The organism is Streptosporangium sp. NPDC051022 (genome assembly GCF_040683035.1).
GTDB lineage: Bacteria > Actinomycetota > Actinomycetes > Streptosporangiales > Streptosporangiaceae > Streptosporangium.
On record NZ_JBFBCF010000001.1, the window covers coordinates 824,415 to 847,446 of the forward strand.

At 70.4% G+C, this 23,032-nt stretch carries 21 protein-coding genes; 15 read left to right on the plus strand and 6 right to left on the minus strand.

Features of this window, described 5'->3' with window-relative positions; translation table 11 throughout:
* Positions 1-48: 48 nt before the first annotated feature.
* Positions 49-939, minus strand: a complete 891-nt coding sequence (locus tag AB0N02_RS03870; RefSeq protein WP_363942316.1) for a hypothetical protein — start codon at positions 937-939, stop codon at positions 49-51.
* 172 nt (positions 940-1,111) lie between these two features.
* Positions 1,112-1,960 (minus strand): hypothetical protein, encoded by an 849-nt coding sequence (locus tag AB0N02_RS03875; protein ID WP_363942319.1) that lies wholly within the window; start codon positions 1,958-1,960, stop codon positions 1,112-1,114.
* Between the two features lie 171 nt (positions 1,961-2,131).
* On the opposite strand from AB0N02_RS03875, the gene AB0N02_RS03880 reads away from it, so the two are divergent.
* From AB0N02_RS03880 to AB0N02_RS03900, 5 genes are all read left to right on the plus strand, one after another.
* Positions 2,132-2,539 (plus strand): cobalamin B12-binding domain-containing protein, encoded by a 408-nt coding sequence (locus AB0N02_RS03880; RefSeq protein WP_363942321.1) that lies wholly within the window; start codon positions 2,132-2,134, stop codon positions 2,537-2,539.
* A 154-nt stretch (positions 2,540-2,693) separates the two neighbouring features.
* On the plus strand, positions 2,694-3,875 hold the full coding sequence (gene sucC / locus AB0N02_RS03885; protein ID WP_363942324.1) for an ADP-forming succinate--CoA ligase subunit beta: 1,182 nt from the start codon (positions 2,694-2,696) through the stop codon (positions 3,873-3,875).
* A complete protein-coding gene (gene sucD, locus AB0N02_RS03890) occupies positions 3,875-4,750 on the plus strand; it encodes a succinate--CoA ligase subunit alpha (protein ID WP_363942327.1) in 876 nt (291 codons plus the stop codon). Before sucC ends, sucD begins: the two co-directional genes overlap by 1 nt.
* A 223-nt stretch (positions 4,751-4,973) precedes the next feature.
* Positions 4,974-6,638, plus strand: coding sequence for a DUF6350 family protein (locus AB0N02_RS03895; RefSeq protein ID WP_363942329.1), 1,665 nt, complete (start codon positions 4,974-4,976; stop codon positions 6,636-6,638).
* A gap of 399 nt (positions 6,639-7,037) precedes the next feature.
* Positions 7,038-7,586 (plus strand): NUDIX hydrolase, encoded by a 549-nt coding sequence (locus tag AB0N02_RS03900; RefSeq protein WP_363942332.1) that lies wholly within the window; start codon positions 7,038-7,040, stop codon positions 7,584-7,586.
* A 126-nt stretch (positions 7,587-7,712) separates the two neighbouring features.
* Here AB0N02_RS03900 and AB0N02_RS03905 read toward each other — a convergent pair whose 3' ends face one another.
* The gene (locus AB0N02_RS03905) at positions 7,713-8,123 is read right to left on the minus strand and encodes a hypothetical protein (RefSeq protein WP_363942335.1); all 411 of its coding nucleotides are present in this window, start codon (positions 8,121-8,123) and stop codon (positions 7,713-7,715) included.
* Between the two features lie 79 nt (positions 8,124-8,202).
* Here AB0N02_RS03905 and purN point away from each other — a divergent pair, with 79 nt between their 5' ends.
* The 4 genes from purN to AB0N02_RS03925 all read left to right on the plus strand — a co-directional run bounded on the left by purN (position 8,203) and on the right by AB0N02_RS03925 (position 11,636).
* Positions 8,203-8,823 carry a phosphoribosylglycinamide formyltransferase gene (purN, locus tag AB0N02_RS03910; RefSeq protein ID WP_363942338.1) on the plus strand — a complete coding sequence of 207 codons (621 nt, stop codon included), beginning with the start codon at positions 8,203-8,205 and terminating at the stop codon, positions 8,821-8,823.
* A gap of 43 nt (positions 8,824-8,866) precedes the next feature.
* On the plus strand, positions 8,867-10,411 hold the full coding sequence (gene purH / locus AB0N02_RS03915; protein WP_363942340.1) for a bifunctional phosphoribosylaminoimidazolecarboxamide formyltransferase/IMP cyclohydrolase: 1,545 nt from the start codon (positions 8,867-8,869) through the stop codon (positions 10,409-10,411).
* A gap of 172 nt (positions 10,412-10,583) precedes the next feature.
* The gene (locus AB0N02_RS03920; protein WP_363942342.1) at positions 10,584-10,757 is read left to right on the plus strand and encodes a hypothetical protein; all 174 of its coding nucleotides are present in this window, start codon (positions 10,584-10,586) and stop codon (positions 10,755-10,757) included.
* Positions 10,758-10,778: 21 nt separating this feature from the next.
* On the plus strand, positions 10,779-11,636 hold the full coding sequence (locus AB0N02_RS03925; RefSeq protein ID WP_363942345.1) for a bifunctional methylenetetrahydrofolate dehydrogenase/methenyltetrahydrofolate cyclohydrolase: 858 nt from the start codon (positions 10,779-10,781) through the stop codon (positions 11,634-11,636).
* 229 nt (positions 11,637-11,865) lie between these two features.
* Here the strand turns inward: AB0N02_RS03925 and AB0N02_RS03930 are convergent, their stop codons facing one another.
* A complete protein-coding gene (locus AB0N02_RS03930; RefSeq protein WP_363942346.1) occupies positions 11,866-12,519 on the minus strand; it encodes an FHA domain-containing protein in 654 nt (217 codons plus the stop codon).
* Between the two features lie 181 nt (positions 12,520-12,700).
* On the opposite strand from AB0N02_RS03930, the gene AB0N02_RS03935 reads away from it, so the two are divergent.
* From AB0N02_RS03935 to AB0N02_RS03945, 3 genes are all read left to right on the plus strand, one after another.
* Complete coding sequence (locus AB0N02_RS03935; protein ID WP_363942348.1) at positions 12,701-13,822, plus strand: citrate/2-methylcitrate synthase; 1,122 nt, start codon at positions 12,701-12,703, stop codon at positions 13,820-13,822.
* 130 nt (positions 13,823-13,952) lie between these two features.
* Positions 13,953-14,240 carry a DUF3017 domain-containing protein gene (locus AB0N02_RS03940; protein ID WP_363942350.1) on the plus strand — a complete coding sequence of 96 codons (288 nt, stop codon included), beginning with the start codon at positions 13,953-13,955 and terminating at the stop codon, positions 14,238-14,240.
* Between the two features lie 121 nt (positions 14,241-14,361).
* Entirely contained in the window at positions 14,362-15,576 is a 1,215-nt protein-coding gene (locus AB0N02_RS03945) for an NADP-dependent isocitrate dehydrogenase (protein ID WP_363942352.1), read from the plus strand.
* 61 nt (positions 15,577-15,637) lie between these two features.
* Here the strand turns inward: AB0N02_RS03945 and AB0N02_RS03950 are convergent, their stop codons facing one another.
* Entirely contained in the window at positions 15,638-17,194 is a 1,557-nt protein-coding gene (locus tag AB0N02_RS03950; protein ID WP_363942354.1) for a sigma-70 region 4 domain-containing protein, read from the minus strand.
* A 247-nt stretch (positions 17,195-17,441) separates the two neighbouring features.
* Between AB0N02_RS03950 and AB0N02_RS03955 the strand changes: the two genes are divergently transcribed.
* Entirely contained in the window at positions 17,442-19,886 is a 2,445-nt protein-coding gene (locus AB0N02_RS03955) for a transporter substrate-binding domain-containing protein (RefSeq protein WP_363942520.1), read from the plus strand.
* Here the strand turns inward: AB0N02_RS03955 and AB0N02_RS03960 are convergent.
* Entirely contained in the window at positions 19,867-20,397 is a 531-nt protein-coding gene (locus tag AB0N02_RS03960) for a PadR family transcriptional regulator (RefSeq protein ID WP_363942356.1), read from the minus strand. The genes AB0N02_RS03955 and AB0N02_RS03960 overlap by 20 nt on opposite strands.
* Before the next feature lie 82 nt (positions 20,398-20,479).
* On the opposite strand from AB0N02_RS03960, the gene AB0N02_RS03965 reads away from it, so the two are divergent.
* Positions 20,480-21,910 (plus strand): MDR family MFS transporter, encoded by a 1,431-nt coding sequence (locus AB0N02_RS03965; protein ID WP_363942358.1) that lies wholly within the window; start codon positions 20,480-20,482, stop codon positions 21,908-21,910.
* Between the two features lie 41 nt (positions 21,911-21,951).
* Positions 21,952-22,929, plus strand: a complete 978-nt coding sequence (locus AB0N02_RS03970) for a malate dehydrogenase (protein ID WP_363942360.1) — start codon at positions 21,952-21,954, stop codon at positions 22,927-22,929.
* The last annotated feature ends 103 nt before the right edge of the window (positions 22,930-23,032 follow it).

Genomic DNA, 23,032 nt, shown 5'->3' on the forward strand with positions numbered 1-23,032 from the left:
CGCGCGACGGGCACCCGGCCCGCTGGGAGGGCCGGGCACCGGAGGGGGTCAGTCGTTCTTCGCGCGCTCGACGATGATGTTCAGGGGGCTTTCCGGCTCGAAGATGTCGTCGATGTCGTCGAGGTCATTGAAATCGACGACCTGGTCGGCGGGCGGGGCGGTGATGACGACCCGGGAGCCCCAGCCGGTGTAGCGGCTGTCGGTCGCCATCCTCACCGTGGTGTCCCTGGCGATGTCGATGTCGGCCTCGGTGGCCAGGCGGCTGGGCAGTCCCCTGCCGTCGAGCCAGAGCCGCCACGTGATCTTCCGCTGCGCCCACTCGTCCCCCGGCGGGAAGTCCCAGCCCCTGCGGTAGGCGGAGGACGCCCAGTACAGCTCCTTGCGGGTGTTCACGCCGGTGTACTGGACGCCGCTCGCGCCGGGAAGTCTGCGGTCCGCCTCACGCACCAGGAACCTCAGCGTGCCCGGGTCGAACACGTTGACGTACAGCTGGTAGGTGCCGCTTCCGATGGCCTTGAGGACGTTCTCGGTGCGAACCCAGCGCTTTCCCTCGGGAAGCTTGTCCATCCAGACGGGAGGACCGGAGGAGTACGTCTTCCCCCTGAGAGTGATCCTCCGCTCGGTCGAGGAGAGGTCCTCGTCCTTCTTCTTGGGGGGTGGCTGCGTGGTGAAGCGCGTGGTCAGGTCCGTGGCGGCGACTCCGGCGGGGCCGAACTCCAGGCTTCCTCCGACGCGGGCGATCATCTTCGCCGTCGGCTTCCCCTTCTGCTTCAGGGGGACGGTCGTGATCTCGGTGACCCGGACGCCGTGCCCGGGGCGTAGCTGGTGCTTGAGGGCCTTCACCGGGTCGGGGGCGGTCCGCGGCGCGGCCGTGGCGGGGGCGGTGACCAGGGCGGGGGCGAGCAGCGCCGCCACCACCGGGGCGATCCATCGCTTCATGGGTTCGCCGTCCTTCTGTGGAGGGATTGCGGGGGAGTGCCGGAGACGAGGAGAGGGCTCCTCGCGGAGGGTGATCGTGGACGTGCGGTGATCCGCGACGACCGCCGAGACTCCGGCGGGGTTCGTGCGATGCGTCGCCCGGCCCGGGGACGGGGCCGGGCGACGGAGGGGGTCAGTCGTTCTTCGCGCCCTCGACGAGGATGTTCAGGGGAGTCTCGGGCTCGAGTTCGGAGTCGAGGTCCTTGAAGTCGGCGACCTGGTCGGCGGGCGGGGCGGTGATGGCGACCTTGGAGCCCCAGCCGGTGTAGCGGGTGTCGACCGTCAGCTTCATGGCGCCCTGACCGAAGAATTCGGTGCTGCTCTCGGTCACCAGGCGGCTGGGCAGTCCCCTGCCGTCGAGCTGGAGCCGCCACTTGATCTTCGTCCGCTCCTCCCCGTCGGCCCCGCCTCCCGGCTGCCCGCGGAGGATCCGGGAGGCCTTGTACAGCTCGGCCCCGGTGGTCGCGCCGCGGTACTGGAAGCCGCCCGCGCCGGACGCCGTGCGGTTGGCCTCGCGGGTCAGGAGGCGGAGGATGTCCGGGTCGAAGACGTTGACGTACTGCTCGGTGCCGCCGCTGCCGATCGTCGCGAAGTTGCTGCGCACCCAGGTCTTGCCCTCGGGGAGCCGGTCGGCGTAGACGCCGCCCGAGGTGTACCCCTTGCCGTTGACGATGATGTCACGCTGGGAGAAGACGGCGACTCCGTCCTTGGGCGGCGGTTGCGTGGTCACGCGCTCCGTCAGGTCCGCGGCGACGACTCCCGAGCCGCCGAACTGCAGGACCCCCTTGCCGCGGAAGATCGCTCTCTGCTTCCCGAGCGAGGCGTGCCCGGAGTCGGTGATCCGTACTCCGTGCCCGGGACGGAACTGGTGCTTGACGGCCTTCACCGGGTCGGGGGCGGTCCGCGGCGCGGCCGTGGCGGGAGTGGTGACCAGGGCGGGGGCGAGTACCGCCGCCGCCACCAGGGCGATCCATCGCCTCATGGGGTTGGTTGTCCTTTGTGCGGGTTTGGTAGGGGAGGAGAGAACATCCTTCCAGACAATGATCATGGATGTGGTGTGATTCGCGGTGGTCCGTGAAACCCGGCGCAGCATGGCCGGTTACGCTGCGGACAGCTCTTCCGTTGCGCGTGGAGCGCGGACAAGGAGGTCTGCATGGATGCCGTGTCGAGAATTCGCGTCGTCATCGCCAAGCCGGGGCTGGACGGTCACGACCGAGGAGTGAAGATCGTGGCGAGGGCGCTGCGGGACGCCGGGATGGAGGTCGTCTACACAGGACTGCACCAGACTCCCGAGCAGATCGTGCGCACCGCCATCCAGGAGGACGCCGCCGCCGTCGGGCTGTCCGTCCTGTCGGGGGCGCACATGACGCTCTTCGCCAAGGTGATCGAGCTGCTGCGTGAGAACGACGCGAGCGACATCTTGGTGTTCGGCGGCGGGATCATTCCCGACGAGGACATGCCCGAGCTGGAGCGGATGGGCGTGGCCCGGATCTTCACGCCGGGGGCGACCACCCAGGAGATCGTCGAGTGGGCACAGACTGCCATTCCGTCCCGCGTATAAGGACATTCCATCCCGTCTACAAGGACCCGGTGACCTGGCCACGCCGCCTGGGCGGCTAGGCTTCATTGGCGCGAAAACGCCGGGCTCCCCCTGAGATCGTGGAGCCGGCCCGCTCACATCTGTACACCAGCCGCACAAGCAAGGACGGACCCTCGTGGACCTGTTCGAACATCAGGCGAAGGAGCTCTTCGCGGAGTACGGTATCCCGGTGCCGCGCGGTATCGTCGCCCACACCGTGGAGGAGGCACGCGCGGCAGCCGAGGAGCTGACCGGGCGCGTCGTCGTCAAGGCCCAGGTCAAGACCGGTGGTCGCGGCAAGGCGGGCGGCGTGAAGGTCGCCGACGACGCCGCCGACGCCGAGCAGAAGGCCACCCAGATCCTCGGCATGGACATCAAGGGCCACACGGTCCACAAGGTCCTGATCGAGGAGGCCAGCGCGATCGCGGAGGAGTACTACTTCTCCTTCCTGCTCGACCGCGCCAACCGCACGTTCCTCGCCATCTGCTCCGCCGCCGGCGGGATGGACATCGAAGAGGTCGCGCACAGCACCCCGGAGAAGGTCGCCAAGATCCCGGTCTCCCCGCTGGAGGGAGTGGACCGCGCCAAGGGTCGCGAGATCGCCGTCGCCGGTGGCCTGCCCGAGGTGGCCCTCGACGGCGCCGCCGAGCTCATCGAGAAGCTCTGGGCCGCCTTCGTCGACGAGGACGCCTCCCTGGTCGAGGTCAACCCGATGATCCTGTCCGCCGACGGCCAGGTGAAGGCCCTCGACGGCAAGGTCACCCTCGACGACAACGCCTCCTTCCGCCAGCCCGACCACGCGGTCTTCGAGGACAAGGCCGCCGAGGACCCCCTCGAGGCGGCCGCCAAGGCGAAGGACCTCAACTACGTCAAGCTCGACGGCAACGTCGGCATCATCGGCAACGGCGCGGGCCTGGTCATGTCGACCCTCGACGTCGTCGCCTACGCGGGCGAGGCCTTCCCCGGCCAGCCCAAGCCCGCCAACTTCCTCGACATCGGCGGTGGCGCCTCGGCCGAGGTCATGGCCGCCGGTCTGGAGATCATCATCTCCGACCCCGCCGTGAAGTCGATCTTCGTCAACGTCTTCGGCGGCATCACCGCCTGTGACGCGGTCGCCAACGGCATCGTCTCCGCCTTCCAGCTGCTGGAGAGCCGGGGCGAGGCCGTCAGCCGCCCGCTGGTCGTCCGCCTCGACGGCAACAACGCCGAACTCGGGCGGAAGATTCTCGCCGACGCCGGCCTCAAGGGCGTCGAACTGGTCGACACCATGGATGATGCGGCCAAGCGTGCCGCCGAGCTCGCCGCGGTAGGTGCGTAATGGCTATCTGGCTGACCGAGAACAGCAAGATCATTGTCCAGGGCATGACCGGCGGCGAGGGCACCAAGCACACCCGCCGCATGCTCGCCTCCGGCGCCCGCGTCGTCGGCGGTGTCAACGCCCGCAAGGCCGGCACCGTCCACGAGGGCCTGCCCGTCTTCGGCACCGTCGTCGAGGCCATGAAGGAGACCGGCGCCGACGTGTCGGTCGTGTTCGTGCCCCCGGCGTTCACCAAGGACGCCGTCAAGGAGGCCGTCGACGCCGAGATCCCGCTCTGCGTGGTGATCACCGAGGGCGTCCCGGTCCACGACACCACCGAGTTCTGGGCCTACGCGGTCGCCAAGGGCAACAAGACCCGCATCATCGGGCCGAACTGCCCCGGCATCGCCTCCCCCGGCGCCTCCAACGCGGGCATCATCCCCGCCGACATCACCACCGCGGGCCGCATCGGCCTGGTGTCGAAGTCCGGAACGCTGACCTACCAGCTCATGTACGAGCTGCGTGACTTCGGCTTCTCCACCGCCGTCGGCATCGGTGGCGACCCGGTCATCGGCACCACGCACATCGACGCCCTCCAGGCGTTCCAGGACGACCCGAACACCGACGCGATCGTGATGATCGGTGAGATCGGCGGAGACGCCGAGGAGCGCGCCGCCGCCTACATCGAGCAGCACGTGACCAAGCCGGTCGTCGCCTACGTCGCGGGCTTCACCGCCCCCGAGGGCAAGACGATGGGGCACGCGGGCGCGATCGTGTCCGGCTCGGCCGGTACCGCACAGGCGAAGAAGGAGGCTCTGGAGAAGGTCGGCGTCCGCGTCGGCAAGACCCCGAGCGAGACCGCCCGCCTGATGCGCGAGGTCATGCAGTCCCGCTGACACGGGGTCGACGCCTGCCCGCCGCATCTCGCGGCGGGGAGGGCGTCGGCGTTCTCCGCCCACGGGGCTCACAGCGAACAAAGGCGCCCGTCTTCCCACGGGCGCCTTTGTCGTGCCCGGCTTTCGCCCCGCCCGGTTTTCTCACGCCCGGCCTCGTACGGCATGCGACACGCGGGGCGAAGGAGTCACCTCCACCCGCAAGATCCTGAGACCATCGACTATTGTGACGGCCCTTCTCGACCAGCTCCGGACGGCTCCCCGTAACGTCCTCAGCCGTATCCCCCTGCCCGGCGTCACGGGTGACGACGACGACGTCCGCAGGCCGCTTCCCGTCTCCGGGATGCTCGCCGCGGCGTGGACGCTCGGAGTGGGGCTCGCGGTGCTCACCACGTTCACCCTGGTCGGCTGGATCGCCTCCCCCCAGGGCGCGCTCGGCACCGGCCTGCCCGGCGTGTTCCGCACCGCGGCGCAGCTGTGGCTGGTGGCCCACCACGCGGGGTTCGCGATCTCCGGCGGGTCGGTGGGGCTGCTCCCGCTGGGGCTGACGCTCCTTCCGGCCTTCCTGCTGTACCGCGCCGGGATCTGGATGGCCCGGGACGCCGACCTGCGGCTCCGACTGCCCGCCAGGCTGCCGAAGAACAGCCCCAAGGACGAGGCCAACGCCCGTCGCCGGGCTCAGCTGGTGCTGGTCGCCCAGGCGGGGATCTCGCTGGCCGCGCCGTACGCGCTGCTGGCCGGGGGCATCGCGCTGATCACCCGCAACGAGATCACCCAGCCGTTCCTCGGTGACGCGCTGCTCAGCCACCTGCTGCTCGCCTTCGCCGCGGGCTCGCTGGCCACCGCCAGGACGATCGGGCCGTGGCGGTCGATGCTGCGGCTGCTGCCCGAACGGCTGCGCTCGGTCCTGGTGAGCTCGGCCGCGGCACTGGGAATCATGATCGTCGCGGGTGCGATCCTGGTGCTCACCGCGATCGTGGTGAACTTCGAGCAGGTCAGGGCACTGTCGGAGATCCTGTCGCCGGGGTTCGTCGGCGGCCTGCTGCTCCTGCTGATCCAGGTGCTCTACCTGCTGAACGCGGTGATCTGGGGGATGGCCTACATCGCCGGTCCGGGCTTCGCCGTCGGCACCGGCACGCTGGTCGCGCCGACGGGGGTCCAGCTCAGCGGCGTGCCCACCCTGCCGATCCTGGGCGCCCTGCCCGAGCCGGGGCCGACTCCGGCCTGGGTGATGGCGGTGGTCGTGCTGCCGTTCGCGGCGGGGGCGGTGGCCGGTGTCCTGAGCGTCAGGATCGCCCCCTCGCCGTCCTACGAGGGCGCGCCGCTGTGGGGGTTCGTCTGCGGGCTGACGACCGGGGCGGCGGCCGGGGCACTGGCCGCGCTGTCCGGGGGATCGCTCGGCGGGGCACGGCTCGTCGCGGTCGGACCGGCGGCCTGGGAGGTCATGTTCTCGGTGACGCTGGAGGTGGGTGTCGCCGCGGGCATCTCGGCCGGGCTGGCCAACTGGTGGTTCATCTTCCGGGGGCACAACACCGCCGTCACCAAGGCCGCGGAGAAGGTCGGCACGGCCACCGCGCCGGTCCGCAAGGCGAGCGTCAAGATCGCCAAAGCGGCGGGATCGGTGGCCAGCAAGGTCGGTTTCGCCGAGTCGGACGAACTGCGCAGGCTCCCGGGACACTGGATGGACGCCACCGAGTGCGACACCCAGCCGATCCCGGTCATCAGGGACGACTGGCAGGACGAGCACACCCCCGCGGGAGACACCGTCCCGCCGAAGAAGAAGGCCGGGCACGAGCCCCCGCGCCCGCCCCGGCGGGACATCGTCGACGAGTCCGACGACAAGGGCGGTCACGTCATCTATCTCGACCCCTACGCCTGGGACCGCGACTGACCCCTCGCCCTCACCCCGGACGCGGGTTTCAGGCGGACCCGCGTGTCCCGCCCGGCTCCGAAACGATCTCGAACCATACCGGCCGCATGGGCGGTGGCTGGTATGGGACGGTTTTCCGCGCGCCGGGTGAAGATCGCCGCTCCGGGGTACCGATAGTGACGTACGGCCCGGGCCTCTCCGGTCCGGACCGGACGACGATGGCGCGGCGGCATGTGCTGGGGAAGTGAATGCCGCCGCGCCCGCTTCACGGGACCCGTCCGCCCCGGGTACGGCGGGCGTCGCCGGTCGGGAACCGCGCCGCGCTGGCGCCCTCCCGCGGGGGCTACCGTGTCCCTGGCCGATGAGGGGAGTCCGGCACGATCCGCTGAGGACGTCGCCGTTACGGACGGGAGCCCGAGTGTGAGTGATGCGGCCGACCAGGTGATCGAGCGGGTCTCCACGAAGGTCGCCTACGAGACGCGATACATGAGGCTGCGTGAGGACCGGATACGGCGTCCTGACGGGTCACCGGGGATCTACTCCTATGTGGAGAAGCCGGACTTCGCGCTCGTCGTCCCCATGGAGGACGATGGATTCCACCTGGTCGAGCAGTACCGTTACCCGATCGGCCGCCGCTCGTGGGAGTTCCCGCAGGGGACCATGCCCGGGATGGCCACGGCCGATCCCGAGAGCCTCGCCCGGGAGGAGCTCCGCCAGGAGACCGGCCTGTCCGCCGGTTCGATGCGGCACCTGGGGCGTCTCCACTGCGCCGTGGGCATGGCGAGCCAGGGCTTCGACGTGTTCCTGGCCACCGACCTCGTCCACGGCCGGGCGGAGCTGGAGATCGAGGAGCAGGACCTCCGCCATCGGTGGTTTCCCCGCCGGGAGGTGGAGGAGATGATCCGCACCGGTGTGATCACCGACGACTCCAGCCTGGCCGCCTACACCCTTCTGCTGCTCGGCGTGTGAGCGACGGACCCCGGGATCCTGTCAACGCGGGGAAGGCCGGAGTGGGGAGGGACGGGTTGAGTCGAGGGGACAGGGTTGAGGGGACAGGGCTGAGGGGACAGGGAGGGGACGGACGAAGGGGAAAGGTCAGGGCGGGAAGGGGAACTGGAGCTCGCCGGGCCGCATGAAGGGCATCTTCTTCTCCATCGCCCGTTCGAGCTGCTCCAGGCACTCGTTCTGGGCGGTGACGGTGCCGGCCCCTATACGGCAGTCGGCGTAGGCGGTCAGCTCGTCGCTGAAGTAGAACTGCGTCGCGGTCACCCCGGCGGAGACCAGCAGCGCCAGCGAGGCCAGGACGATGCCGACGACGGCGATTCCCACCGGCTTGGTCACCGAGCGCAGCAGGGGGATCGCGCGGACCGAGACGACAATGGCGAAGAGCGACATGACGAGCCCCGCCAGGGGGAGCATGAACGTCATCACCACCGAGGCGAGCGCGAGCCACAGGGCCCGGCGTCCCGCACTCTCCGCCGGCTGTGCCTGGACGGGTGTCGTCAACTGACCTCCTTGCGTCGTACGAGGACACAGGCCGATACCCTTGCAGCGGCGTGAGTCCCCGTCCGAATGGAGTGCGTCGGTGTCATCCCAGGCCGCTCGGCTTGTGGTCCTCGTATCCGGTTCTGGAACCAACCTACAGGCCCTGCTGGACGCTTCGGCAGACGAGGCTTACGGGGCCGCCGTCGTGGCGGTCGGAGCCGACCGCGACGGCATCGAAGGACTGGCACGCGCGGAGCGCGCGGGAGTGCCGACCTTCGTCGAGAAGCTGTCCGCCCACGAGAGCCGCGACGCCTGGGACGAGGCGACCGCCGCCCGGATCGCCGAGCACCGTCCCGACCTGGTCGTCTGCGCGGGGTTCATGAAGATCCTCGGCGCGCCGACGCTGACCGCCTTCACGGTGCTCAACACCCACCCCGCGCTGCTGCCGTCCTTTCCCGGCGCGCACGGCGTCCGCGACGCCCTGGCGTACGGCGTCCGCGTCACCGGCTGCACCGTGATGCTCGCCGACGCGGGAGTCGACACCGGGCCGATCGTCGCCCAGGAGGCGGTGCCCGTGCTCGACGGCGACGACGAGGAGACGCTGCACGAGCGCATCAAGACCGTCGAGCGGAACCTGCTCGTCGAGACCGTCGGCCGGATGGCCCGCGAGGGCTGGACGGTGACCGGACGTACCGTTCGTCTCGGACGACCCAGCGGATGAGCTGGGCGGCCGGAAAACCTGAACCAAACAGGAGGACCACGAAGTGACCCGCATCGCCATCCGGCGCGCGTTGATCGCGGTGTATGACAAGAGCGGGCTGGAGGAGCTGGCCCGCGGGCTCGACGCCGCAGGAGTGGAGATCGTCTCCACGGGCGGCACCGCCGCGAAGATCGCCTCGTTCGGTGTCCCCGTCACTCCGGTCGAGTCGCTGACCGGTTTCCCCGAGTGCCTGGACGGCCGCGTCAAGACCCTGCACCCGCGCGTCCACGCCGGTCTGCTCGCCGACAGCGGCAACCCGGCCCACCTCAAGCAGCTCGAAGAGCTGGAGATCGAGCCGTTCCAGCTCGTCGTGGTCAACCTGTACCCGTTCCAGGAGACCGTGGCCTCCGGCGCCTCCGACGACGAGTGCGTCGAGCAGATCGACATCGGCGGCCCGGCGATGATCCGCGCCGCGGCCAAGAACCACGGCACCGCCTCGGTCGTGGTCGACCCCGGCGCCTACGGTGACGTGCTCGCCGCGGTCGCGCTGGGCGGCTTCACCCTCACCGAGCGCCGCCGTCTGGCCGCCGCGGCCTACGCCCACACCGCCGCCTACGACACGGCGGTCGCCTCGTGGTTCGCCAACGTCTACGCCGCCGGGGAGGGCGCCTGGCCCGCCTACATGGGGGCCGCGTGGACGCTCAGGACTCCGCTGCGTTACGGCGAGAACCCGCACCAGGGCGCCGCCCTCTACTCGGGGCAGCGCGACGGCCTGGCCAACGCCGAGCAGCTGCACGGCAAGGAGATGTCCTACAACAACTATCTCGACGCCGACGCCGCGTGGCGGGCGGCCTGGGACTTCCCCGAGCCCGCGGTGGCGATCATCAAGCACCAGAACCCCTGCGGCGTCGCGATCGGAGCCGACGTCGCGGAGGCGCACCGCAGGGCCCACGCCTGCGACCCGGTCTCCGCCTACGGCGGTGTGATCGCGGTCAACGGCGAGGTCACCGAGCAGCTGGCCGGGCAGATCGCGGAGGTGTTCACCGAGGTCGTGGTGGCCCCGGCGTTCACCGCCGAGGCGCTGGCGCTGCTGACCGCGAAGAAGAACATCCGCCTGCTCGTCTGCCCGAAGGGGCCGGACAACCGGGCCGAGTTCCGCCGGATCGACGGAGGCCTGCTGGTGCAGACCACCGACAGGGTGGACGCCCCCGGCGACGACCCGTCCACCTGGGAGCTCAAGGCGGGTCCCGCGGCCTCCGCCGAGGTCCTCGCCGACCTGGCCTTCGCCTGGAAGGCCTGCCGTTCGGTGAAGTCCAACGCGATCCTGCTGGCCGCCGACGGCGCCAGCGTCGGCGTCGGCATGGGCCAGGTCAACCGGGTCGACTCGGCGCAGCTGGCGGTCAAGCGCGCCGGTGAGCGCGCCCGGGGCTCGGTCGCGGCCTCCGACGCGTTCTTCCCGTTCGCGGACGGCCCGCAGGTGCTCATCGACGCCGGGGTGAAGGCCATCGTGGAGCCGGGCGGTTCCATCCGCGACGGGGACGTGATCGCCGCCGCGGAGGCCGCCGGGATCACGCTCTACTTCACCGGGACCCGTCACTTCTTCCACTGATCTCCGGCCGGTCTCCATCCTGATCTCGCAGGTCGTACGGCTGCCGCACGCGTGGGGCAGCCGTACACGGGAGATGGAAGAGTGGCGAATCGGACATGATTTTCCGGCCGGAAGAGGTTTAAAGCCCGGTTAGGGTAAAGCATTCCTTTTGTCGCGCTCGGGGAGATCTTCCATGCCTTTGCTCGGTCCCGTCCTGAACGTTCTTGTGATCATGAACGGGTTCTGGGAGAGCCCCTGGCTGCTCGTCGTCTTCGCCCTCGGTGCCGCCTACATGGGGGCGAAGATCGTGGAGTACATCCCCTACACCCGCCGGATCATCGAGCGGAGGGAAGCGAGCCGCGGATGATCTCGTGGAAGGATTGACACCATGAGTGCGCAGATTCTGGACGGCAAGGCCACCGCGGCGAAGATCAAGGCAGACCTCACGGCCAGGGTGGCCGCGCTGAGGGAGCACGGTGTCACCCCCGGGCTGGGCACGGTCCTGGTCGGCGACGACCCGGGCAGCCAGATCTACGTGGCGGGAAAGCACCGTGACTGCGCGGAGGTCGGCATCGCCTCCATCCGGAGGGACCTGCCCGCGACCGCGACCCAGGCCGAGGCCGAGGCGGTCGTCGACGAGCTCAACGCCTCGGCGGAGTGCACCGGTTACATCGTCCAGCTTCCGCTGCCCCGGCACCTCGACACCATGGCGCTGATCGAGCGCATGGACCCGGCCAAGGACGCCGACGGCCTGCACCCGGTCAACCTGGGCCGCCTGGTCCACATGGTCGACGCGCCGCTGCCCTGTACCCCGCACGGCATCGTCCTGCTCCTGCAGGAGTACGGCGTGCCGATCAAGGGCGCCGAGGTCGTCGTGGTCGGGCGCGGCATCACCGTGGGCCGCTCGCTCGGCCTGCTGCTGACCCGCCGTTCCGAGAACGCGACCGTCACCCTCTGCCACACCGGCACCCAGGACCTGGCCGCCCACGTCCGGCGCGCGGACATCGTCGTCGCGGCGGCGGGCGTCCCTCACCTGATCACCGCCGACATGGTCAAGCCCGGCGCGGCCGTGCTGGACGTCGGCGTCTCCCGGGTCGACGGCAAGATCGCCGGTGACGTCGCCCCCGACGTCGCGGAGGTCGCGGGCTTCCTCACCCCCAACCCCGGCGGGGTGGGGCCGATGACCCGAGCCCTGCTGCTCACCAACGTCGTCGAGGCGGCCGAGAAGCAGGCCGCCCAGAAGTAGACCGCCGTACCGGCGCCGCCAGAAGTGGACCGCCGTACCGGCGCCGGGAGAGCGCGCACGAGCAGGCGAGGTCACCACGACGGCACGCCGAAGCCGGGCGCGCCCGCCGGACGATGTGCCGAGGCCGGGCGCGCCCGCCGGGCGGCATGCCGAAGGCCGGCACGCCGGAGATGGCGCGTGCCGTGACGCGGCCTGCCGCCCGGTGAGGGCGGGTCGCCCGGAGCCGGGCTTATGACGCCCGGCGGCTCGTCGTCGTCGCCGCAGGCTGGGCCTCAGGGGCGCCCGCGGCGCGTTGTGGCGGCACCACCGGGGTCGGTCGCACCAGACCGAGGGCGACCACCTCGTTGGCCAGCCTGGTGCGGCGGTTGGTGCCCTCCGGTATCCGGAACTTCTGGTACAGACGCAGCAGATGTTGCTTGACCGCCGCCTCCGTCACCACCAGGTCGTCGGCGATCTCCCGCGCGGTCGCGGGAGCGACGAACGCCTCGTCGGACAGTGCCGGACGGCACAGCGACGTCAGCACGTCCACCTCCCGCCGGGTCAGCTCCGGAGCCGCCGCGCGGCGCAGCTCGACCTCGGGGGCGAAGTCCTCACGCGGAACTCCGCCGATCCTGCCCCTCGCGGCACCGAAGGAGACGACGTCGCCGTCGTCGAGCACCCTCCGGGCGATGGGCCGGCCGTTCACCCGTGTGCCGTTGCGGGACAGGCCCAGATCAACGACGTACAGGTAGGGGCCGCGCCGTACGAATTCCGCGTGCAGCCGGGAAACACTTGGATCGTTGAGCCGGATGTCTACTCCCCGGCCACGCCCGATCGTCGTGATCTCGGGGCGCAACGGGACCACCTCGCCTGTGTCCTCGATGCGTATGAACGGCCCCTCCACGGCAGTTCCTCCCCAGGTAGCCCGCCGTAACTATTCCTACAGCTGCGGCTTACCCAAACGAGGGGATGGGGAATCGCCTTTGCCAGAAGGAGAATCCTTCGTGAAATTGGTCTGGACCTCTTGGGAAGGTTTGTCCTGCTCACGGGTAGACTGCGCTGCAAGATAAGCGGAGGAAACAGTCATGGCGGACAAACCCACAAAAGGTCTCGCCGATGTCGTGGCCGCGTCCACGGCGCTCAGCGACATCGACGGTCAGGCCGGTCGTCTCTTCTATCGCGGATATGACATCCACGACCTCGCCGGCCGCACCTCCTTCGAGGAGACCGCGCACCTTCTGCAGCATGGCAGGCTCCCGACGCGGGAACAACTGGCCGACTACGGGGCCGAGCTCGTCCGGGGACGTGAACTGGGCGCCCTCGCCGCGGCGAACATCCCTGAGATCGCCGAGAAGCAGGCTCCCATGGAGGCGCTCCGCACGCTGGTCTCACTGGCCTCCGGCGACGACCCCGACAAGGACTCCAACAGCCCCGAGGCCAACCTGCGCAAGGCCGCCAGGCTGACCGCCCAGCAGCCGATCCTCGTGGCCCGGTACCACGCCGCCCGCACCGGGACCGAGATCCCCGACCCCGACCCCGAGCTGAGCGTCGCGGCGAACTTCCTGCTCCAGATCACCGGCCGCGTGCCGGACCCCCACGCGGTCGAGGTCTTCGACACCTGCCTGGTCCTGCACGCCGACCACACCATGAACGCCTCGACCTTCGCCGCCCGCGTCTGCGCCGCGACCCTGTCCGACATGCACTCGGCCATCGTGGCGGCCATCGGCACCCTCAAGGGCCCGCTGCACGGCGGTGCGAACGAGCAGGTCATGCGTACCCTGGAGGCGCTCGACCCGGGTTCGGTCGCCCAGTCTGTGCGCGACAGGCTCGCCGCCCACGAGAAGATCATGGGCTTCGGGCACCGGGTCTACAAGACCGAGGACCCGCGCGCCACGCACCTGCGCAGGATGTCGCAGGAGCTCGCCGAGGCCTCCGGTGACGACACCTACTACCGGATGTCCAAGGAGATGGAGGAGGTCGTCTTCGAGACGAAGGGCCTCTATCCGAACGTGGACTTCTACGCCGCGACCGTCTACCACTACCTCGGCATCCCCACCGATCTGTTCACGCCCGTTTTCTCCGTCAGCCGTATGTCAGGATGGACCGCGCACGTCATCGAGCAGCACGCCGACAACCGTCTGATCCGCCCGGACAGCGAGTACGTCGGCGAGCGGGACCAGAAGTGGAAGCCGATCGACGAGCGATGAGCCGGGTGCGAGGAGTCAGCCGACGAGTGCCCGGACGGACGCGATCATGGATGCGAACGACGAACGGGATGCGCGTGAGCACGAATACGACGACGATCACCCTGAGGGCCGACGGTCACGGACGCGAGCGGTGAACGCGGCGAGCGCGCGGAGCGCGGCCGACGACCGCTGGGGGCCCTACCCCCTGGTGTTGGTCGGGGCGGTCCTCGCCGTGACCTTCGCCGTCCTGTTCGATCCCGAGTGGGGAGGGTTCTCCCTCGGTGTGGTGATGGCGGCCGGGGCACTGCTCCGGCTCGCCGGGGGCGGGCGGCTCGCCGTACGCCGGAAGACGACCGACACGATCACGCTCGCGCTCTTCGGCGTCGCGCTGATGGTCGGCTCGCTGCTCCTGCAGTACCCGTGGCTCATGCCGCGATGAGTCGGATGACGTCGGATGACAGGGTGCGTCGCAGAGCGGTCAAACCGGTCCGATAGCCTCAACGGCCAGTGAGCCTCAAGGACTGTCTGGCCAGTGTTAGTTCAGAAGGGGAACCACACGCATGCCCAAGATCAAGGTAGAAGGTCCCGTCGTCGAGCTTGACGGCGACGAGATGACCCGGATCATCTGGCAGTTCATTAAGGACCAGCTGATCCTGCCCTACCTCGACGTCGACCTGAAGTACTACGACCTCGGGATCGAGCACCGCGACGCCACCGACGACCAGGTGACGATCGACGCCGCCAACGCGATCAAGCAGTACGGCGTCGGCGTCAAGTGCGCCACGATCACCCCGGACGAGGCGCGGGTCGAGGAGTTCGGCCTGAAGAAGATGTGGAAGTCCCCCAACGGGACCATCCGCAACATCCTCGGCGGCGTCATCTTCCGCGAGCCGATCATCATGTCCAACGTGCCGAGGCTCGTCCCCGGCTGGACCAAGCCGATCGTCGTCGGCCGTCACGCCTTCGGCGACCAGTACCGCGCCACCGACCTGAAGGTCCCCGGCGAGGGCACCCTGACCCTCACCTTCACCCCGAAGGACGGCTCCGAGCCGATCGAGCTCGACGTCTACGACTTCCCGGGATCCGGCGTCGCGCTGGCCATGTACAACCTGGACGAGTCGATCCGCGACTTCGCGCGGGCCTCCATGCGGTACGGCCTGTCCCGCAACTACCCGGTCTACCTCTCCACGAAGAACACGATCCTGAAGGCCTACGACGGCCGCTTCAAGGACATCTTCGCGGAGGTCTACGAGACCGAGTTCAAGGCCGAGTTCGAGGCCGCCGGCATCACCTACGAGCACCGCCTGATCGACGACATGGTCGCCGCGGCGCTCAAGTGGGAGGGCGGCTACGTCTGGGCCTGCAAGAACTACGACGGTGACGTCCAGTCCGACACCGTCGCGCAGGGCTTCGGCTCGCTCGGCCTGATGACCTCGGTCCTGCTCACCCCCGACGGCCGGACCGTCGAGGCCGAGGCCGCCCACGGCACCGTGACCCGTCACTACCGTGAGCACCAGAAGGGCAACCCGACCTCCACCAACCCGATCGCCTCGATCTTCGCGTGGACCCGGGGCCTCGCCCACCGCGGCAAGCTCGACAACACCCCCGCGGTGATCGACTTCGCCGAGAAGCTGGAGCAGGTCTGCGTCGAGACCGTCGAGGGCGGTCAGATGACCAAGGACCTCGCCCTCCTCGTCGGCGGCGACGCCAAGTGGCTGACCACCCAGGACTTCCTGGCGGCCCTGGACGAGAACCTCAAGAAGAAGATGGCCTAGCCGTTCCCGCGGAAGGGGTCGCCTCCGGGCGGCCCCTTCTCGTTGCCGGACCGGGTTCTCGTCATGGCGTGGTCAGGGAGCCGAGCACGATCGAGTCCCCCTCCGGAAGCCCGGCCACCCGGTGCAGCCGCCCGGTGACCGCGTCGATCCTGAAGAAGCCGAGCAGGTCCCCCTCGGTCTTGTCCGTCAGCTTGACGACGACCTCCCGGAGGTTCAGCCAGCCGACGACCTCGGCGGAGGTCGGGTCTCCCAGCGAGGGAAGCGGCAGGTCACGGAAGAGCTCGCGGGTCCTGGCGTCGATGACGTGCAGGCTGTCGCTCTTGCCCTTCACGGGCTTGATCGCGGCCGAGTATCTGCCGCTGGGGGAGTCGCGCCAGACCCCGTAGTTCTGGCGCAGCCAGTCGGCCGCGCGCTCGACGGCCGTCGCGTGCCCGGCGGGCAGCGAGGTCACGGTCCCGGTGGCGAAGTCGGTCCGTAGCCGCCGATCGCTGAGATCCACGGTGAACAGGCGGCCGTCGGGGGAGACGCTCACCCGGGTGCCGGTCTCGGTGTCCGCGGGGACCAGCACGGGCGACAGGTACCGTTTCTCGCCGCTGCGCAGGTCGTGGGCGACGTATCTGCCCTCCGCCGCGCTGAGGTAGGCGACGCGCCGCCCGTCCCCGCTGACGGCGGGTGAGAGCCGCCAGTAGCTCCAGTCGTCGCCGTGCGCCAGGTGCTGCGTCGCGTCGGGGACGTTCACCGTGGACTCGCAGTGGCCGGGCCGGTCACACTCGACCGATTCGAGCGCGGGACGGCCCTCGTCGCCACCGGCGAGCTTCAGCGTCCAGCCCGCGCAGGTGACCTTCCCCGCCCGTGAGGGCGCGGGCTTGCCGTCGGTCGAGGCGCCGTCGTCGGGGCACTTTCCGGGTACGGCGTAGCGGATCGTGAACGAGGTGCGCGGAGTCTGCCACGGGCGGAAGCCGGAACCGGGTCCCGGGCTGGAGACCACCCGCATCGTGTCGGGTTCCGCCGAGCGGGGCTGGTTGCGCTCGCCCAGCGCCGAGTTCCACACCTGCCCCTGCTGGATCAGGGTGAAGGCGGCGATGAGGCCGACCGGGACGAGGGCCGCGACCGCCGTCAGGACGGTTCCCCGGCGCCGGCGGCGGCGCAGCGCGCGCACGGACCGGTCGGCGAGGTCGGGAACGGACGCCTCGGCCGCCGTGGTGGCCAGTCTCGCGGTCAGCCGCTCGGCGTTGCCCTTGCTGAGCGCGGCCACCGCCTCGGTGATCTCCGACTCCACGCTCTCCAGGGGCATGCCGAGGACGGTCGCCATCTCCTCGCGTGTCCTGCCGTCGTGCAGGCAGGCGACCACGAGCACCCGGCGCCGTGCCGGGAGCCGCAGCAGGGCGGTCGCCTCCGTCGAGACGGGCCTGCGCAGGTAGCGGCGGTACATCGTGATCTGGGCGTGGACGGTGGGGTTCTCCCAGAGGGTGGGAGGCCAGCTCAGCCCTACGGAGCGCAGGGACCACAGCACGAGACGGATGGCCTGCTCGTGACCGCCGGTGAGGAGCAGGGCCGTGCCGACGAGAGAACGCTGATCGCGCTGGATGAAATCGCGATAACTGGCATATCGGCGCATGGGGGCTTGGCTCCGGCTTGACTGAGGAAACGCTCAACGGTAGCGATCTAAGCGCGTGGCGCGCCATCTTGGGGTGATTTGTCGGCAATCGAGTGGGTCGGCGTGTCTGATGTTCCCGACGTCCGGGCCGTCGTTCGCGGGCCACCGGCCGTACGGGATGCGGGGGTGTCTGAGAGTAACGCGACGGGGGCGGGGGCAGGGCATCGTAAAGTTTGGCTCGTCGGGGAGTCACCGGATCGTGAGGACGATGATGCCGCAGATCGCGCCGCTGGAGGCGGGAGAGCCGCGACGGCTCGGGCAGTTCGGCATCGCCGGCCGGATCGGCGAGGGCGGTCAGGGGGTCGTCTACCTGGGCGAGAACGCCTCGGGAGAGCGGGCGGCGATCAAGCTGCTGCACGTGAAGTTCTCCGGTGACGCGATCGCCAGGTCCCGGTTCGCCAGGGAGGCGCGGGCGGCGCAGCGGGTCGCCTCCTTCTGCACGGCGGGTGTGATCGAGGTCGACCTCGAAGGCGACACCCCCTACATCGCGAGCGAGTACATCGAGGGGCGGTCGCTGCGGGAGGTCGTGGAGAGCGAGGGGCCGCTCCGCGGCACCGCGCTGCAGCGGCTGGCGATCGGCACGGCGACCGCGCTCACCGCCATCCACCACGCCGCGATCGTGCACCGAGACTTCAAACCGGACAACGTGCTCATCGCCGCCGACGGGCCGCGGGTCGTGGACTTCGGCATCGCCCGCATCATCGACTCGACCGGCACGATCACCAGCCGGGCCATCGGCACCCCCGCCTACATGGCGCCCGAGCAGATCTCCGGCGGTGACGTCGGCCCGCACTCCGACGTCTTCTCCTGGGGCGCGACCGTCGCGTTCGCCGCGACGGGGGAGACGGTGTTCGCGGGCGGCTCGATCGCGGTGGTGCTGAGCCGCATCCTCACCCACGAGGTGGACGTCGAGGCCATGCCGGAGCCGTTGCGCGGCGTGGTCCGCGCGGCGCTGGCCAAGGCGGCCGCCGAGCGTCCCTCGGCCGACCAGCTCCTGCTGCGGCTGCTCGGCCGCCCCGACGACCTGAGCGCCTCGTCCGCCGTGCTCAACGAGGGGGCGCAGATCGCGGGCCCCGACGACCCCACCAGCCCCATACGGATACCGGAGGCCTTCTCCGGCCGGTCCACGCGGAGCGGCCCGCCCGTGCCGTCCACCGGGGTCCGCGCGCCGCACCCGGGGCACGGCGAGCAGCCCCCCGCCCCGGGGTACGGCGAGCAGCCTCCCGCCCCGGAGGGCGCCGGGAGGCCACGGTCCCTCGCGGGCGAGTCGCCGAGCCCCTCCCCGGAGCGCGTGGAGCCGCCCTCCCTGGACCACGTCCAGTACGTCTCGATCCCGGGCCGCGGCGAGCGCCCGTCGTCTCCCGGGCGTACCCCGCACGCCCGGCCCCCGGTCCACGGGGAACGCCCGCCGTCCCCGGGCCGCGGCGACTCCTCGCCGTCCCAGGCCCACCGTGAGCGCCCGTCGTCCCCGGCGTACGGCGAGCGCCCCTCCTCCCCGGCCTACGGGGACCCCTCCCGGCCTCCGGCCTACGGAGAGCCCCCGTCGTCCTCCGCCTACGGTGGGTCCCCTGTGTCCCCGGCCGTGTCTCCGGCTGTGTCTCCTGCTGTGTCCCCGGCGTACGGGGAGTCGCCGCGCCTTCCGGCCTACGGCGAGAGCGCGCCGTCCCCGCACTACGGCGAGCCCGCGGCGGACATCCCGCCGCCGAACTGGCAGGCGACGTTTCCCAGCCGGAACGCGGACCCGGGCACGCCGAAACGCTCGCACCGGGGCCGCTGGATCGCGGTCGTCGTGGCACTCCTGCTGGTCGGCGGCGCGGGCGCGGCCCTGTACTTCACGGGCCGGCTGCCGGGGTTCGGCGCGCAGCCGCAGGTCGGCCCCACCCCCGGTGCCTCGGCCACGGGCGGCTTCTCCTCGGTCGTGGACAAGGCGAGCGGCACCCACAGGCTGACCATCGGCCTGCGCGACACCCTGCCGGGCGTCGCGTTGAACGACGGCGGCACGTGGAAGGGGTTCGAGGTCGCCCTGGCGACCGAGATCGCCAAGAAGCTGGGGGTGCCGGCCGGCGGGGTGACCTTCCGGGCCACGAGGCGGGAGGAGCGGCCGAAGCTGCTGGCGTCGGGCGACGTCGACCTGGTCGTCTCGACCTACTCGATCAACAAGACGGACGACGTCACGTTCGCCGGGCCGTACTACCTGGCCCACGTCGACGTGCTCGTCAAGAGCGGCTCCTCGATCACCTCCCTCGCCGACCTGGAGGGCAAGCGGGTCTGCCAGCCGTCGGCCAGCGCCTCGATCGCCGTCCTGCAGCAGCGGGTGAAGCGGTTCGAGCTGATCCCCGCCGGCAACTACGCCGAGTGCATGGACAAGATCCTGGCCGGTGATGTGGACGCGGTCCCCGGTGACGACCTGCTGCTGGCGGGCTTCGCCGACCGGGCGGCCATCCGCTACAGGGTGGTCGGGCTGAAGCTCACCGACGAGCGCTACGCGGTGGCGATCAGGAAGGGCGACAGCCGCACCTGCAAGGCCGTGCAGGGCGCGATCGTGAGCCTCTACCGCGACGGCACCGTGAACAGGCTGCTCGACACCTACTTCTCCAGGGTCGACTTCCCCACCAGGGAGAACGACGTTCCCGTCATGGCCGGTTGCGGCTAGCCTCCTCGATCCGGTCCGCGGTCTCCAGGGCCCAGTCGCGCATCATCCGCGTCTGGCGCAGGCCCAGATCCAGGGCGTACACCCCGAAGTCGGACTTCTTCTGCGACGACTTGGCCGCGTGGATGGTCTCCAGCTCGGCCAGCCTGGTCTCGTAGGCCGTCACCTCCGCGCGCAGCAGCGCCACCGCCTCGTCCGGCTCCAGCATGGGCAGCAGGAACGCGCGCAGCGCCCCCTCGCTGCGGTAGAGGCGGCTCGGCGCCTTGGTGAGCAGCCACGCGCGCAGCTCCCGTGAGCCCTCCTCGGTGATCGTGTAGGTCTTCCGGCCGCGAGGTCCCTCCTCCTCGACCGTGACCAGGCCGTCGGCGGCCATCTTGTTCAGCTCCGGATAGATCTGGCTGTGCCGCGCCTGCCAGGCGTTGCTGATCGAGCTCTCGAAGAGTTTCGTCAGGTCGTAGCCGCTGGCGGGGCCGGCCGCGGTCAGCAGGCCGAGAAGTGCGATCCGAAGTGACATCTCCCCATCATAGCTACGGATTGACATGTCAAAACTGACACGTCAATATCGACATGTGTCTACTGACGTATCAACCCCTCCCGTGGCGAATCGCCCCAAGAACGGGCTGCTCACGCTCGCCGTACTCGGTGGAATGTTTCTCGCGATGCTCGACCAGACGATCGTCGGCACCGCGCTGCCCCGGATCACCCAGGAGCTCGGCGGCGCCGGGCTGTACACCTGGGTCGTGACGGCGTACCTGCTGACCTCCACGATCACCGTCCCCCTGTACGGCAGGCTGTCGGACACCTACGGCCGCAAGCCGCTGCTGCTCACCGGCATCGTGCTGTTCCTGCTCGGCTCGGTCCTGTGCGGGGCGGCACAGGACATGGGCCAGCTCATCGCCTTCCGCGCGCTGCAGGGACTGGGCGCGGGGGCGCTGCTGCCGCTCTCCCTGGCCCTGGTCGCCGACCTGTTCCCGCCGGGCAAGAGCGGCCAGGTCCAGGGCGCGATGGGCGGGGTGATGGGCCTGAGCTACATCGCCGGCCCCTTCCTCGGCGGCGTCTTCACCGACCAGGCGAGCTGGCGCTGGGCCTTCCTGGTCAACCTCCCCATCGGCGCAGCCCTCATCGCGATCATCGTCGCCCGGCTGCCGCGCGTGGCGGGCCAGGGGCGCGGTGCCCGTCCCGACTACCTCGGCATCGCCGTCTTCAGCGTGGCGATCGGCGCGCTGCTGATCGGCCTGACCGAGAAGGGGCTGGACGGCCACACCTGGACCAGCGGGCCCGTGCTGTGGCCCATCGTGGCCTCGGTCCTGCTCCTGGCGCTGTTCGTCCTCGTCGAGCGCGGGGCGGAGCAGCCGATCATCCCCCTGGAGCTGTTCCGCAACCGGACCTACAGCCTGGCCAACGTGGCCTCGTTCTTCACCGCCTTCTGCCTGTACGCCGGGGTGGTGTTCCTGCCCCGCTACTTCCAGGAGGCCATCGGGCTCAGCGCCACCGAGTCGGGCCTGCGCATCTACCCGCTCATGCTCGCGATGGTCGTCGGCAGCGCGATCACCGGCATGCTCATGTCCAGGACCCAGCGCTACCGGCCGTGGCTGGTCTGCGGGGCGTTCGTCATGGCGGCCGGGGCCCTGCTGTGCGCCGGGATCACGCTCGGGACCTCGGGCCTCGCCCTGGCCGGGTGGATGGCGCTCCTCGGCCTCGGCATGGGGCCGATGCTGTCCGGCCTGACCGTGGCGATCCAGTCCGCCGTGCCGCCCCGCCTCATCGGCACCGCGAGCGCGAACCTGACCTTCTTCCGGCAGATCGGCGGCTCGGTCGCGCTGGCCCTCGCCGGAACCCTCTACGCCTCCGTCATGAGGGACGAGGCGCCCGTCCACGGGCTGCGCGCCGCGCACGCCGCCGCGACCGCCACCGTGGTCCCCTGGCTCGCCGTCAGCGGGGCGCTCGTCGCCCTCGTCGCGCTGATCGCACTGCCCGGAGGCCGGATCAAGGCACTCGCCGCAAGGCCGGTGACGGTGGACGGGTAACATCCGAGCGTCACAATTCATCCTTCGAGTGGGGGAAGGTCATGGCCCAGACTCCCGTAAAGGTCACCGTCACCGGCGCCGCCGGTCAGATCGGCTACGCGCTGCTGTTCCGCATCGCGTCGGGCCAGTTGCTGGGCGCGGACGTCCCGGTCAAGCTGAGCCTGCTGGAGATCCCGCAGGCGGTCAAGGCCGCCGAGGGCACCGCGATGGAGCTCGACGACTGCGCGTTCCCGCTCCTGAGCGGCATCGAGGTCACCGACGACGCCAACAAGGCGTTCGACGGTACCGGCGTCGCGCTGCTGGTCGGCGCCCGCCCGCGTACGGCCGGCATGGAGCGCGGCGACCTGCTGCAGGCCAACGGCGGCATCTTCGGCCCGCAGGGCAAGGCCATCAACGACAACGCGGCGGACGACATCCGCGTCCTGGTCGTCGGCAACCCGGCCAACACCAACGCGCTCATCGCCCAGCAGCACGCCCCGGACGTCCCGGCCGAGCGCTTCACCGCGATGACCCGCCTCGACCACAACCGCGCGCTGTCCCAGCTCGCCGCCAAGCTCCAGGTCCCGGTCACCGAGGTCAAGAAGATGACCATCTGGGGCAACCACTCCGCCACGCAGTACCCCGACCTGTTCCACGCCGAGGTCGGCGGCAAGATCGCCGCCGAGCAGGTGGACGACGCCTGGCTGCGCGACACCTTCATCCCGACCGTGGCCAAGCGCGGCGCCGCGATCATCGAGGCCAGGGGCGCCTCCTCCGCGGCCTCGGCCGCCAACGCCGCGATCGACCACGTCTTCGACTGGGTCAACGGCACCGAGTGGACCTCCGCCGCGATCCCCTCCGACGGCTCGTACGGCGTGCCCGAGGGCCTCATCTCCTCCTTCCCGGTCGCCTCGCGCGACGGTAAGTGGGAGATCATCCAGGGCCTGGAGATCGACGCCTTCTCCCGCGAGCGCATCGACGCCACCGTGCGCGAGCTGGAGGAGGAGCGCGCCGCCGTCCGCGAGCTCGGCCTCATCTGAGCCGGCGGGCGGTCCGCGCGACCGTCCGGCGAAGGGGTCCCGGTCCGCCGGGGCCCCTTTTCCCGTCCGGGAGGGTGAACCGGTTCAAGTCTTGGGAGGGTGA